11 protein-coding genes are annotated in these 13,296 nt (G+C 71.2%); 7 read left to right on the top strand and 4 right to left on the bottom strand.

Translation table 11 applies throughout. From position 1 onward, the window contains the following. Window positions 1-137: 137 nt before the first annotated feature. From ACFY2A_RS30275 to ACFY2A_RS30265, 3 genes are all read right to left on the bottom strand, one after another. Window positions 138-1,037, bottom strand: a complete 900-nt coding sequence (locus tag ACFY2A_RS30275; RefSeq protein ID WP_387176726.1) for a universal stress protein — start codon at window positions 1,035-1,037, stop codon at window positions 138-140. A gap of 13 nt (window positions 1,038-1,050) precedes the next feature. Beyond that, window positions 1,051-3,444 (bottom strand): phosphoketolase, encoded by a 2,394-nt coding sequence (locus ACFY2A_RS30270; RefSeq protein WP_387176724.1) that lies wholly within the window; start codon window positions 3,442-3,444, stop codon window positions 1,051-1,053. 117 nt (window positions 3,445-3,561) lie between these two features. Continuing rightward, entirely contained in the window at window positions 3,562-4,392 is an 831-nt protein-coding gene (locus ACFY2A_RS30265) for a universal stress protein (protein WP_387176722.1), read from the bottom strand. Between the two features lie 204 nt (window positions 4,393-4,596). On the opposite strand from ACFY2A_RS30265, the gene ACFY2A_RS30260 reads away from it, so the two are divergent. The 6 genes from ACFY2A_RS30260 to ACFY2A_RS30235 all read left to right on the top strand — a co-directional run bounded on the left by ACFY2A_RS30260 (window position 4,597) and on the right by ACFY2A_RS30235 (window position 10,215). Next, on the top strand, window positions 4,597-4,833 hold the full coding sequence (locus tag ACFY2A_RS30260) for an HTH domain-containing protein (RefSeq protein ID WP_013732409.1): 237 nt from the start codon (window positions 4,597-4,599) through the stop codon (window positions 4,831-4,833). Continuing rightward, complete coding sequence (locus tag ACFY2A_RS30255; protein WP_387176720.1) at window positions 4,833-5,411, top strand: Clp protease N-terminal domain-containing protein; 579 nt, start codon at window positions 4,833-4,835, stop codon at window positions 5,409-5,411. The genes ACFY2A_RS30260 and ACFY2A_RS30255 overlap by 1 nt, the downstream gene beginning before the upstream one ends. A gap of 277 nt (window positions 5,412-5,688) precedes the next feature. Continuing rightward, window positions 5,689-6,684, top strand: a complete 996-nt coding sequence (locus ACFY2A_RS30250) for a diacylglycerol kinase family protein (protein WP_363917530.1) — start codon at window positions 5,689-5,691, stop codon at window positions 6,682-6,684. Window positions 6,685-6,836: 152 nt separating this feature from the next. Beyond that, on the top strand, window positions 6,837-7,853 hold the full coding sequence (locus tag ACFY2A_RS30245) for a YihY/virulence factor BrkB family protein (RefSeq protein WP_387176717.1): 1,017 nt from the start codon (window positions 6,837-6,839) through the stop codon (window positions 7,851-7,853). A 72-nt stretch (window positions 7,854-7,925) separates the two neighbouring features. Next, window positions 7,926-9,416, top strand: a complete 1,491-nt coding sequence (locus ACFY2A_RS30240) for a phosphatase PAP2 family protein (protein WP_387176715.1) — start codon at window positions 7,926-7,928, stop codon at window positions 9,414-9,416. Between the two features lie 7 nt (window positions 9,417-9,423). After that, window positions 9,424-10,215 (top strand): endonuclease/exonuclease/phosphatase family protein, encoded by a 792-nt coding sequence (locus tag ACFY2A_RS30235; RefSeq protein ID WP_387176713.1) that lies wholly within the window; start codon window positions 9,424-9,426, stop codon window positions 10,213-10,215. A 209-nt stretch (window positions 10,216-10,424) separates the two neighbouring features. Here the strand turns inward: ACFY2A_RS30235 and ACFY2A_RS30230 are convergent, their stop codons facing one another. Beyond that, window positions 10,425-11,387: a TIGR03557 family F420-dependent LLM class oxidoreductase gene (locus tag ACFY2A_RS30230; protein ID WP_387176711.1), complete on the bottom strand. Its 963-nt coding sequence runs from the start codon at window positions 11,385-11,387 to the stop codon at window positions 10,425-10,427. Between the two features lie 344 nt (window positions 11,388-11,731). Between ACFY2A_RS30230 and ACFY2A_RS30225 the strand changes: the two genes are divergently transcribed. After that, window positions 11,732-13,120 (top strand): cellulase family glycosylhydrolase, encoded by a 1,389-nt coding sequence (locus ACFY2A_RS30225; protein ID WP_387176709.1) that lies wholly within the window; start codon window positions 11,732-11,734, stop codon window positions 13,118-13,120. Window positions 13,121-13,296: the final 176 nt, after the last annotated feature.

Below are 13,296 nucleotides of genomic sequence, written 5' to 3'. Positions count from 1 at the left end.
GCGGGGGGGGGGCGCGCGCTTGGGGGGGGCGGTTTCATTCGGTTGGGCTTCTCTGTTGTGGTTCCCCCCCGGGGGGGGCGGGGGCGCGGGGGGGGGGTGGGGGGGCCGCCCGCCCCGCGGCCGCCCCACGACGTACCTCAGCGTTCCCGGACCACCGCCACCGGGCAGTGGGCGTGCTGGAGGAGTTGCTGGCTGACCGAGCCGAGCAGCATGCCCCGCAGCCCACCGCGCCCCCGGCTGCCGACGACGATCAGTTGTGCGTTGCGGCTGGCGTCGATGAGCAGACCGGCCGGTGCGGCGGCGGCCGTCTCCACGGTCATCTCGACGTCGGGGAAGCTGTCCTGCCAGCGATGCAACGCCTCGTCCAACTCGGCGCGCTGGTCGGCCAGCGCCGCGTCGCGGGCCTGCTCGCCGCGCAGGCTCCACTGATCACGTCGCGGCTGCCAGGCACGCACCACGTGCAGCGGCACCCGACGCAGGGCCGCCTGTTCGAAGGCGAAGCCGAGGGCCAGCAGCGAATGCTCCGAGCCGTCCACCCCGACCGCGACGTGCCCGGCCCGGTCGTTCTCGGCCGGTCGGCGACGGACCACCACCACCGGGCAGTGCGCGTGCGCGGTGACGTTGACCGCGGTCGAGCCGGCGAGCAGACCGGCGAAGCCGCCGTGCCCGCGGCTGCCCAGCACCAACAGGCCGGCCTGCGTCGAAGCCTCCTCCAGGATCAGGGCGGGCGGACCGTCCAGCACGTCGCCGCGCACGTCCAGGCCCGGGTGGGTGGCGGCGGCGTCCGCCGCGGCCTTGCCGACCAGCTCCTCGACCTGCCGGCGGGCCTGCTCGTCGGGCCACATGCCCGGCGTGACGCCCGGACCGACCCAGCCGGCCACGGTCAGCCATTCGAAGACGTACGCCAACCGGACCGGCCGGCCGTCGCGGCGGGCCTGATCCAGCGCCCACTCCAGCGCCGCCGCGGCGTCCGGTGAGCCGTCGTAGCCCACCAGGATCTCCGCGCCGCTGGCCGGCCCGGTGCTGTGCTCGCTCATCAGGGATACCTCCTCACCGGTTGGTCGGGTCGGTCTCGCGGACCCAGCGCCACTCGGCCACCCGGGGATCGTCCTCACCGAACCGGCGGGTGTAGTCGCGGGCCGACTGGCGCGCGTCGGTCATCTCCTGCCGCAGGTGCGCGGCGCGGGCGGCCAGCCCCGGTACCCGGTCGATCACGTCGATCACGAGGTGGAAGCGGTCCAGGTCGTTGAGCATCACCATGTCGAACGGCGTGGTGGTGGTGCCCTCCTCCTTGTACCCGCGTACGTGGAGGTTGTCGTGGTTGGTCCGGCGGTAGGTGAGTCGGTGGATCAGCCACGGGTAGCCGTGGTACGCGAAGATGATCGGCTTGTCGCGGGTGAACAGCGTGTCGAACTCGGAATCCGGCAGACCGTGCGGGTGCTCGGCGGCCGGCTGGAGCCGCATCAGGTCCACGACGTTGATCACCCGGACCTTGAGTTCGGGCAGGTGCTGGTGCAGCAGGTCCGCGGCGGCGAGGGTCTCCAGCGTCGGCACGTCACCGGCGCAGGCGAGCACGACGTCCGGTTCGCTGCCGTCGTCGGTGCTGGCCCAGTCCCAGATGCCCACGCCGCGTCGGCAGTGCGCGATGGCCTCGTCCATGGTGAGCCAGCTGGGCGCGGGCTGCTTGCCGGCCACCACCACGTTGATGTAGTGGCGGCTGCGCAGGCAGTGATCCATGGTGGAGAGCAGGGTGTTGGCGTCCGGCGGCAGGTAGACCCGCACCACCTCGGCCTTCTTGTTCATCACGTGGTCGATGAAGCCCGGGTCCTGGTGGGAGAAACCGTTGTGGTCCTGCCGCCAGACGTGGCTGGAGAGCAGGTAGTTCAGCGAGGCGACCGGCTGCCGCCACGGAATGCCACGGGTGACCTTGAGCCATTTGGCGTGCTGGTTGACCATCGAGTCGACGATGTGGATGAACGCCTCGTAGCTGGTGAAGATGCCGTGCCGGCCGGTGAGCAGGTAGCCCTCCAGCCAACCCTGGCAGAGGTGCTCGGAGAGGACCTCCATCACCCGCCCGTCGGGGGAGAGGTGGTCGTCGCCGTCGACCGTGCCGGCCATCCAGGCCCGCCCGGTGACCTCGAAGGCCGACTGGAGCCGGTTGGAGGCGACCTCGTCCGGGCCGAACAGCCGGAACGTCTGCGGGTTGGCAGTGATCACGTCCCGGACCCACTTGCCGAGTTCGCCGGTGGCGCTGGTGACCGTTTCGCCTGGCCGGGGCACCTCGACGGCGTAGTCGCGGAAGTCGGGCAGCACCAGATCGCGCAGCACCGAGCCGCCGTTGGCGACCGGGTTGGCGCTCATCCGTCGCGGTCCCCTGGGCGGCAGGTCGGCCACCTCGGCGACGGGCGCGCCGGTGGCGTCGAACAGCTCCTGTGGACGGTAGCTGCGCAGCCACCGTTCCAGCTCGGCCAGGTGCTCCGGGTTGCTGCGGACGGCGGAGAGCGGCACCTGGTGTGCGCGATAGGTGCCCTCAACCCGCTTGCCGTCGACGTCGCGTGGCCCGGTCCAGCCCTTCGGGGTACGCAGCACGATCATCGGCCAGCGCGGGCGTTCGACGGTCGCGCCGGAGCGGGCGTGGCGCTGGATCTCCGCGATCTCGTCCAGCGCCCGGTCCAGGGTGGCGGCCAGGCTCTGGTGCACCACGGCCGGATCGTCGCCGGCCACCACGTACGGCTGGTAGCCCTGGCCGCGCATCAGGTCGAGCAGGTCGGACTCGGGGATGCGGTCCAGCACCGTCGGGTTGGCGATCTTGTATCCGTTGAGGTGCAGGATGGGCAGCACCGCGCCGTCGCGGGCCGGGTTGAGGAACACGTTGGACAGCCAGCTGCCGGCCAGCGGGCCGGTCTCCGCCTCGCCGTCCCCGATCACGCAGGCGACCAGCAGGTCGGGGTTGTCGAAGGCGGCGCCGTAGGCGTGACTGAGCGCGTACCCCAGCTCGCCGCCCTCGTGGATCGAGCCCGGCACCTCCGCCGCGACGTGGCTCGGGATGCCGCCGGGGAAGGAGAACTGCCGGAACAGCCGGGCCATGCCGGCCTCGTCGCGACCGATGTCGTGGTACAGCTCGCTGTAGGTGCCTTCGAGCCAGGTGTTCGCCACCAGTGCCGGTCCGCCGTGACCGGGCCCGGTGATGTAGATGGCGCTGAGGTCCCGCGCCACGATGGCCCGGTTCAGGTGGGCGTAGATCAGGTTCAGCCCGGGGGAGGTGCCCCAGTGCCCGAGCAGGCGGGGCTTGACGTGCTCGGGGGTAAGCGGTTCACGCAACAGGGGATTGTCCAGCAGGTAGATCTGCCCGACGGTGAGGTAGTTCGCCGCTCGCCAGTAGGCGTCCAGCCGGCGCAGTTCGTCATCGGTCAGGGGGCTTCGCAGGTCTACAGCGGTGTCCATACTGCTTGAGCCTCTCGCGGGTCGGTGAATCCTGCATCCGCAACGCGCGGTTTCCTCTGTCAGCTTGGCCTAATCGGCGAATTTGGATCAGGGCCGTTGGTCCCGCCGGCCCGGGTGTCACGACCCGTCGGGGGCAGGTGTGTCGGTCACGCCGCGGATCACGAGCACCGGGGACGGGGCGTGGTAGAGCAGCGACTGGCTGACCGCGCCGAGCATCCCGCGCAACGGTTCCTCGCCCCGGGCGGCGACCACCACCAGCTGTGCCGAGCGGGACTGGTCGACAAGTACGTCACCGGGTTCGCCCCGGATGACGTGGCACTCGACGGCGGCGTCGGGATGGCCGGCCCGGTGGCGGGACACCATCTCGCTGAGCCGTTCGGTGGCCTCCTCGACGAACCCGTCGGAGTCGACCACCCAGACCGCAAGCAAGCGTGCCTTGTGCCGGGTGGCGCAGGTGAGGGCCCAACCCAGCGCGAGCTCGCCAGAGGCCGAACCGTCGACCCCGACCAGGACCGGGCCGGAGGGTGGGGGTTCCCGTCGGGCGACCAGCACCGGGCACTCGGCGCGGGCGGCCACCTGCACGGCGGGACTGTCCGCCGGGATGCAGCGGTCGCAGTGGGCCATCCCACCGTCGCCGACCACCACCAGGAAGGCGGTCTCCGACCTGCGGACGAGGTTCGCCACCGCCGAGCCCTCGGCGATCTCGGCGGTGACCGGCACGCCCGGCTCGTTCTCGTTGGCCGCCGCGGTCGCCTCGGCGATCAGCTGTTCGGCGTCGGCCCGGGAGCTGGAGACCGCCGGTGCGTCGAAGGCAGCCCAGTTGAAGGCGTGCAGCAGGTGCAGCCCGCGTCCGTGGGCGGCAGCGACCCGGGCGGCGAGGCGGGCCACCGGTAGGGCGTCCTCCGGACCGACGCCGACGAGCACCGGTGCGTCGCTGGCGGCGGCCATCCGCATCACCCCCGCAGCTGTGGCACCCAACCTGCGTCTCAGGCTAGTCGCGGTGGTACCCCCCGGGGGCCGGATCGTCCTACGCCCGGTGCTGTCGTGTCCGTGGGCGCGCGCTGTCGAGTTGAACCGTCTGTGCCCGCACCGCCGAACAGCCGTGTGTCAACTCAGGTTGACGGACGTGCCGTGTCAATGTAGGTTGACACCATGAGTCAGGCGACGGAACTCGCGGCCGCGGCCGGCAGCACCGACCCCCGGGTCGGCCTGCGTGCCGTCCGCGCCCTGCGCCGGCTGCTCGAACGGCTTGAGGTGGTCCAGGTCGACAACGCCCGGCGACAGGGCTGGTCGTGGCAGGAGATCGCCGACGCGCTCGAGGTCAGCCGGCAGGCGGTGCACAAGAAGCACGCCGGGCGACCGGCGGTCGAATCCTCCTGGGAGGCGTGATGTTCGAACGATTCACCGAGCGTGCCCGTGCGGCCGTGCGGCGGGCACGCGAGGAGGCCCGTGCCGAGGGCCAGCGGCCCGTCGGCACCGAGCACCTCCTGCTCGCCATCCTCTCCGACGGTGGCGGCCTGGCCGTGCGGGTGCTCCACGACGCGGGGGTCACCGCCGACGACCTGCGCGAGCGGATCCGTCGCCACACCGAGAACAGCGGCAGCGGCCTGGGCGAGGCCGACGCGGCTGCACTGCGCGAGATCGGCATCGACCTCGCCGCCATCGTCGCCCGGATCGAGGAGTCGTTCGGTCCGGACGCCCTCCGCGAGGCGGTGCCGGCACCGCGCCGCCGATGGGGTCGGCGGGGGCCGACCGGCGGTCCGTTCTCGGACCGCGCGAAGAAGGCTCTGGAGCTGTCGCTGCGCGAGGCGTTACGGCTGCGTCACCGCCATATCGGCACCGAGCACCTCCTGCTCGGCCTGCTGCGGGAGGGCAACGGCCTCGCCGCACTGGTGCTCACCGAGGCCGGCGTAGACCTGGCCGACGCCCGCCGCCGAATCGAGCTCGCCCTCCGCGCCACCGCCTGACCCTCCCCGCCTCCCACAGCAGCCTCGCTGTCGCGATCTTGCAGTTTTGGTCGTTGTTATGCGGCTCTTGCGGCATATGTAACGACGGAAACTGCAAGATCGCCGGTGGAAGGTGATCGTTGGTTGGCGGGTGGGGGGTGCGGGTTGGTGGGAGGTGAGTGGGGGGGTGTCTCCCGGTGGTGGTTGGGTGAAACGTCGGCGTACGGCGGCGGCGGGGTGAATCGAGGCACAGCGGTGTCGGGTCGCCCAACCCGGCAGGGTGCTGCACACTGACGCCGTGGAAGCCGGACGGAACGAAGGACCGCTGCGCAGCGCGGTGGTGGTCAACCCGGTCAAGGTGACCGATCTCGACGCGTTGCGCCGTACCGTCGGCGACACGCTCGACGCGGCTGGCTGGCCGGAACCGCTGTGGTTCGAGACCACCCCCGACGACCCCGGTCGCGGCCAGACCGAGAAGGCCCTCGCCGCCGGGGTCGACGTGGTCTTCGCCTGCGGCGGCGACGGTACGGTGATGGCCTGCGTCGACGCCCTGGTCGGCACCGAGGTGGCGCTCGCCGTGCTGCCACAGGGGACCGGCAACCTGCTCGCGGCCAACCTGGGGCTCTCGGATGAACTGCCCGCCGGGCTGGCGGTGGCGATCGAGCGTGGTCGGCGGCTGCTCGACGTCGGTGAGGTGGACGGGCACCACTTCGCGGTGATGGCCGGCATGGGCTTCGACGCCCAGATGCTCGATGCCACCAGCGAGACGACCAAGCGCCGGATCGGCTGGCCCGCGTATGTGGTGGGGGCCGCGCGACACCTGCGGGACCGGCCGATGCGGGTGTCGATCCGGCTGGACGACCAGCCGCCGCTGCGCCGCCGCGCCCGTTCGGTGCTGGTCGCCAACGTCGGCCGGCTTCAGGGCGGGGTGACCCTGCTCACCGAGGCGGAGCCCGACGACGGGTACCTCGACGTCGCCGTGCTCACCCCGCGCACGCTGCGGCACTGGCTCTCCCTCGGCTGGGCGGTGCTGCGCCGCCGCGACCGGGTGCCGCGGATGGAGGTGTACCGGGCCCGTCGAGTGGAGATAACCAGCAACCGGAGTCAGCCTCGGGAACTGGACGGCGACCTGATCGAACCGGGCCGCGGGCTGCGGGTGCAGATTCGGCGGCGGGCGTTGTGGTTGTGCGTACCGCGACCAGAGCAGGCTCCCGACCTGGCCGAGGACGCGTCGGCCGCCGCCGAACGGGGCGAACACCTCGTCGAGGAGGGCCGAGGTGAGCGCGAGGAGTGAGCTTGCGAGCCCCGCAGTCGCGAGCGAAGGGCGGGTTCGGTGAGCGCGAGGAGTGAGCTTGCGAGCCCCCGCAGTCGCGAGCGAAGGGCGGGTTCGGTGAGCGCGAGGAGTGAGCTTGCGAGCCCCGCAGTCGCGAACGAAGGGGTCGCACGGTGAGCAGCACCAAGATCGTGCCGGAGACCCGGCTGATGTCCGATGAGCAGCTCTGCGCCGACCACGCCTGGCAGACGCTGCGCCGGGAGGGCGGCTGGCACCTGTTGCGCGACGCGTTCACCCGGTTCCGCTACGGCGACGGGTTCAGTCACTCACGGGCCTTCGCGTTCCAGCTCTGCCTCGCCGTGGTGCCGTTCCTGATCGCCCTCACCGGGCTGATCTCCGAGCTGGGCGTGGCCGAGGGGGGTGAGGTGGTCGCCGACACGGTGCTGGCGCTGACCCCCGGCACCAGTGACCAGATGGTCGCCGAGTTGCTCGGCGGGGGCGACGACGCGAGCGCCGAGCGGGTCGAGGAGACCGGCGAGGTGGCGCTAACCCTCGGCCTGATCACCGGTCTGGTGGCGCTGACCAGCACGATGGCCCAGATCGAGCGGGGCGCCAACCGCATCTACGGCGTCGAGCGGGACCGGCCGGCCTTGTGGAAGTACCTGCGGGCGGCGGTGCTCGCCGTGAGCGCCGGCCTGCCGGCCCTCGCCGGGTTCCTCATCCTGGTCGGCGGTGGGCCGATGGGGGACTCGGTGGAACGCCACTACGCCTGGGGTGATGTCGCCGGCACGGGGTGGGATCTGGTGCGTTGGCCGCTCAGTCTCGGCCTGACGGTGCTCGCCGTCGCGGTGCTTTTCCGCCACGCGCCCCGGCGCCATCAGCCCGGCCTGTCCTGGTTGTTGTTCGGTGCCGGCATCGCCACCGCGCTGTGGTGGCTGGCCAGCCTGCTGCTCGCCGGCTATGTGCGGTTCAGTGAGGACTTCGGGCAGACCTACGGCGCGCTGGCCGGGATCATGGCGTTGCTGCTCTGGGCGAACCTCACCGGCATGGCGCTGTTCGGGGGGCTCTCGTTCGCGGCGCAACTCGAGGCGGTACGCATCGGCGTGCAGGAGCCGGCGAAGCCGGACCTTTGGGAGCCGAACGCGCAGCGGACCCCCGTGCACGACACCGGTGAGGTGACCGCGCTCTGACCCAGAGTGCCGCCGGGTGTACCGCGGCGACGTACCGGGTACTGCGGCACGCCAGAAGCGAAGGAGGCTGCCGTGGGCGTGGTCAGGGACGTTCTGCGACGACCCCTCGGACACTTCACCGAACGTACGCTCGCCGGTCTGGCGCTCGTGCTCGGTGCCGGGGTCGGCTTCGGGATGCTGCTGGTGCTGGTCCGGGTGCGGTGGTCGCCGCTGTACGACGTGGACCACGGTGTCGCCCAGTGGCTCAACGACCAGGTCGCGCCGATCGGGCCGTTGGTGACGGTGCTCAACGCCATCACCGACCTCGGTGGGCGTACGGTCATCATCTGGTTGGTGACCGTCGCCGTGGTCGGGTTGCTGATCCGTCGGCAGGGTCGCCTCGCGGTGTTCCTGATCGTCACCGGCGTGGGCGCGCTGATCCTCGACCCTTCGCTCAAGACGCTCGTCGACCGGTTGCGTCCCGAGGTGGACGTGTCGATCGGCGCGTACGCGGGGCAGAGCTTCCCCAGCGGCCACGCCCTCGGGTCGATGGTGGCCTACGGCGCGCTGCTGCTGGTGTTCCTGCCGGCGATGGCGCCCCGCTGGCGTCGGGCGGCGATGGCCCTGGTCGCCACCGTCGTGTTCCTGATCGGGTTCACCCGGGTCGCGCTCGGCGTGCACTTCCTCTCCGATGTGCTCGGTGCCTGGCTGCTCGGCGCGGCCTGGCTGGGCGTCACCGCGTACGCCTTCCGGTTGTGGCGGTTGGAGCGGGGACGGCCCGCGGCGCCGCTGACCGAGGGGTTGGAGCCGGAGGCCGGGCACGAGGTGGCGCCCGCGCCGGACGAGGAGAAGTTGCTGCCGCACGCCCGGGCCGGCGTCGCCGAGATCATCGTCGGCTGGGTGCTGGTGTTCGGCGCCCTCTACGCGTTCGGCATGTTCGTCAGCTACTACGCCGACAACACCTTCCTGGCCCGCCTCGACGAGACGGTGCCCACCTGGTTCGCCGAGCGCCGTACCGCCTCGCTCGACGACCTCAGCTGGTGGTGGAGCAAGGTCGGGGACACCCACGCCATCATGGCGATCTCGCTTGTCTTCTGCCCGCTGGTGCTGGCGATCTGGCGGCGTTGGCGGCCGGTGCTGTTCGTGGCGTTGACCATGTTCGGCGAGCTGACCCTCTTCCTGGCCAGCGCGGCGGCGGTGGACCGGCCGCGCCCGCCGGTGGAGAACCTGGACGGTCCGATGCCGACCTCGTCGTTCCCGTCCGGGCACATCGCGGCCAGCCTCTGCATCTGGGTCGCGATCGCCGTCATCGTCCTCCCTCGGACCGACCGGTGGTGGCGGTGGGTCTTCGTGGCGCTCGCCGTGGTGATGCCGGTCGGGGTGGCGGTCTCCCGGATGTACCGGGGCATGCACCACCCGACGGACTTCATGGGCGCGATCCTGCTCACCACGCTGTGGATCGGGCTGTTGTACTGGGTGGTGCGCCCCAACGAGGACGTCCGGCAGGGCAACCGACCGGCCATCGAATCGGAGGACGTGGACACCCTTGACGACGAGCTGGCCCGGGCCGGCCGGCCGGGCTGAGCCTGCCGTGCTGAGGGTGATGACCTGGAACATCCGCACCGGCGGCCGGGACCGTGGCGGTCCGGATCGACGCGAGCTGGTGGCCCGGGTCATCGCGCGCCAGCAGCCGGACCTGCTCGCCGTGCAGGAACTGGGTGACCTCGACGTCGCGGGCTTCGCCACCGACGTCGGCCTCCGGCCGTACCTGGCCCGTTCCTGGCTGGGACAGTCGGTCGCGTTGCTGGTGGGTCCGCCGTGGCCGGTGCTGGCCGGCGCACCGGTCCGCCGGCCGTTCCACCACGCGGCCCGACGCGTGGTGCTGGGCACCGACGCCGGTCCGCTGACGGTGCTCGGCACCCACCTCGACCCGTACTCGGGCACCCGCCGGCTGGTCGAGGCGGGGTGGGCGAGCGCCGCCCTGCGCCGCGGCCGGGACGGCCTGGCGCTGCTCGCCGGCGATTTGAACACCCTCGATCCGTACGCCGGGCACGCCGACCGGGTGGGTCGGCTACCGCCCGCGTACCGTCGCCGGCATCTGCGCCGCGACGGGCGGACGGTGGAGACCCGCGCGGTGGCCCGGCTGCTCGCTGCCGGGCTGATGGATCTCGGAGCGGACGCCGGACCCACCGTGCCGACCGCCCACGGTGGTGCCGAGTTCGCCGACATGCGCCTGGACTACCTGCTCGCCACCCCCACGCTCGCCACCCGCCTCAGGCACGTGGGAGTGATCCGCGACTCCGACACCGAGCACGCCTCCGACCACTACCCCCTCCTCGCCGATTTCGCCCTCACCCCACCCACCCCGCCCACCCCGTGTTGATCAAGAAGTTCCGGTCTCCGACGTCGGCGTGTCGGGACCAGAACTTCTTGATCAACACGGGCGGAACGTCACAGGAGCAGGTTGAGCAGGACGGTCAGCACGATCGAGGCGACGATGGAGAAGAGGATCATCAGGAGGCAGCCGACGCCGCCGCCGGCCGGCCGGATCTCCGTGTTACCGAATCGCATCGACGATCACACCTTCCCTGGTCACAGTTCGCGCAGTCGGGGCAGCAGCTGTTCCTGCGCCCAGTCCAGGAACATCGGCTGGCTGTCGCCGCCGACCTGGACCACTGCCACGTGGGTGAAACCGGCGTCGACGAACTTCTTGAACGCCGCCACGTGCTTCTCCAGGTCGGGGCCGCAGGAGAGCCCGGCGGCCACGTCCTCCTCGCGCACGCTGCGGGTGGCCGCCTCGAAGGAGTCGGTGTCGGGCAGGTCGCTGTTGACCTTCCAGCCCAGCCCGAACCAGCGGAACTGGTCGTGGGCGATCTTGCGGCACTCGGCCTCGTCCGGTCCGTAGCAGATGGCCACCTGCCCGTACCGGGGACGTCCAGCCCCGCCTGCCTGCTCGTACATCTCTACCAGGTGCGGCTCCGGATCGGTGGCGATCATGCCGTCGGCGTACTCGGCGGCCAGGGTTGCCGACTGTCGGCCGGAGGCGGCCACCGCCATCGGCACCGGCGTGTCGGGCCGGTCCCAGACGTAGGCGTCCGGCACCTCGAAGTGGTTGCCGGAGAAGGTCAACGTCTCCCCGTTCAGCAGCGGACGGATGATCTGCAACGCCTCCTCGAACATCTCGTGCCGCTGCTGGACGTGCGGCCAGCCGCCGACCACGTGCTCGTTGAGGTTCTCCCCGGCACCGAGGCCGAGGGTGAACCGCCCGTCGGAGAGCACTCCGAGCGTCGACGCCTTCTGCGCCACCACCGCCGGGTGGTAACGGCGGATCGGGCAGGTCACGAAGGACATCAGCGCCGCGCGGGAGGTGGCGTGCGCGACCGCGCCCAGCACCGACCAGGCGTACGGGGAGTGCCCCTGCGACTCCAGCCAGGGGTAGTAGTGGTCGGACATGACGAGGTGGTCGAAGCCGGCCGCCTCGGCCCGCACGGCATGGTCGACGAGTTCCTTCGGACCTGCCTGCTCGCACATCAGGGTGTAGCCGATGCTGACCATTGACGTCTCCTTCCGGCCGGGGCGGGTCATTCCGGATACCCCGGCCCGGATCGGTCAACCCTGCTCGACGCTTGACGGTGCACCCGGCCCGTGCCTACCGTTGTCTGAACCGGTTCAGATGCCGGCGTGGTGTGCATCCTGTGGTGGGGATGTCCGCCCCCGTGACGACTCGGTGTCTCCTGGGTCGTCACGGGTAGCCGGCGTACTGAACCGGTTGCTTTCGCTATCCCATCGGCATACGCTGATGCCTCGCCGGGCCTGAACGCGGCTGTCGGGCTGCAGCCGCTCACCTGCCACTCACCGCACCCCCTGGGCACGGGGGAGACACCTCCTGCGAGGAATGCATGAGAAAACTGTTCGCGGCCGTCGGTGCCGTCCTACTGGCGACCGTCGCCGCAGTCTTCGCCTTCGGACCTTCGGCGCACGCCGCCGCCGGCTTCTCGGTCAACAACGGGCGGCTCTACGACGCCAACGGCAACGAGTTCGTCATGCGCGGGGTCAACCACGCGCACACCTGGTACCCGAACCAGACCAGTTCCTTCGCCGACATCAAGGCCCTCGGCGCCAACTCGGTGCGGGTCGTGCTCTCCAGCGGCGACCGGTGGACCCGTAACAGCGCCGCCGACGTGTCCAACGTGATCCAGCTCTGCAAGGCCAACCGGCTGATCTGCGTGCTGGAGGTGCACGACACCACCGGGTACGGCGAGCAGAGCGGGGCGATCACCCTGGACCGCGCGGTCGACTACTGGCTCAGCATCGCCAGTGCGCTGAACGGCCAGGAAGCCTATGTGATCGTCAACATCGGCAACGAGCCGTACGGCAACCAGAACTACTCGTCGTACGCCACCGACACCGCCAACGCGATCCGCCGGCTGCGCGACGGCGGCCTCACGCACACCATCATGGTGGACGCCCCGAACTGGGGTCAGGACTGGTCCTTCACCATGCGCGACAACGCCCCCACGGTGTTCAGCGCCGACCCGGCCCGCAACACGGTCTTCTCGATCCACATGTACGGCGTCTTCGACACCGCCGCGGAGATCAGCGACTACCTGGGTCGTTTCCGCAGCCGTGGCCTGCCCATCGTGGTCGGCGAGTTCGGGCACAACCACTCCGACGGCAATCCCGACGAGGACGCCATCCTCTCCTACACCCAGGCCAACGGTATCGGCTGGTTGGGCTGGTCGTGGAGCGGCAACAGTGGTGGCGTGGAGTACCTCGACATGGCCACCAACTTCAACCCGAACCAGCTGACCAGTTGGGGCGAGCGGTTGTTCAACGGCACCAACGGCATCCGGCAGACCTCGCGGCAGGCAAGCGTCTACGACTCGACCCCGCCGACCACCCCGCCGCCGTCGACTCCGCCGCCCTCGACCCCGCCCCCGTCGACCCCGCCGCCCTCGACGCCGCCCCCGTCGACTCCGCCGCCGAGCGCCGGTTGCACGGCCACCTACTCCATCACCGGCCAGTGGCAGGGTGGCTTCCAGGGTGACGTCCGGGTGACCGCCGGCTCCAGCGCCATCAACGGCTGGACGGTGCGCTGGACGTACGCCAACGGCCAGACGGTGACCCAGTCCTGGAACGCCACGGTCTCCAGCAGCGGGTCCACCGTGACCGCCCGCAACGTCGCCTACAACGGCCGCCTCGGCGCCGGGGCCAGCACCAACTTCGGCTTCCTCGGCAGCTGGAACGGCACCAACTCGGCTCCCGCGGTGACCTGCACCGCGAGCTGACATCGCACCGTCGGGGGGGGGGGGCCCCCCGGGCCCCCCCCCCCCCCGGGCGGGGGGCCCCCCCCCGCCCCCCCCCCCCCCCCCCCCCCCCCCCCAACCACAAAACCCCCCCCCCCCCCCCCCCCCCAAAACCCCCCCCCCCCCCGGTTTTAAAAAAATTTTTAATATTTTTTGGG

This window comes from Micromonospora sp. NPDC000442 (assembly GCF_042898635.1).
Lineage (GTDB): Bacteria > Actinomycetota > Actinomycetes > Mycobacteriales > Micromonosporaceae > Micromonospora.
Note: the sequence above shows the minus strand (reverse complement) of the source record. Positions and strands in the feature narration are given on the sequence as shown.

Bases quoted from the DNA above. Each gene is read 5' to 3' on its own strand.
- ACFY2A_RS30275 (WP_387176726.1), bottom strand. From the start codon at position 1,037: ATGAGCGAGCACAGCACCGGGCCGGCCAGCGGCGCGGAGATCCTGGTG.
- ACFY2A_RS30270 (WP_387176724.1), bottom strand. From the start codon at position 3,444: ATGGACACCGCTGTAGACCTGCGAAGCCCCCTGACCGATGACGAACTG.
- ACFY2A_RS30265 (WP_387176722.1), bottom strand. From the start codon at position 4,392: ATGGCCGCCGCCAGCGACGCACCGGTGCTCGTCGGCGTCGGTCCGGAG.
- ACFY2A_RS30260 (WP_013732409.1), top strand. From the start codon at position 4,597: ATGAGTCAGGCGACGGAACTCGCGGCCGCGGCCGGCAGCACCGACCCC.
- ACFY2A_RS30255 (WP_387176720.1), top strand. From the start codon at position 4,833: ATGTTCGAACGATTCACCGAGCGTGCCCGTGCGGCCGTGCGGCGGGCA.
- ACFY2A_RS30230 (WP_387176711.1), bottom strand. From the start codon at position 11,387: ATGGTCAGCATCGGCTACACCCTGATGTGCGAGCAGGCAGGTCCGAAG.
- ACFY2A_RS30225 (WP_387176709.1), top strand. From the start codon at position 11,732: ATGAGAAAACTGTTCGCGGCCGTCGGTGCCGTCCTACTGGCGACCGTC.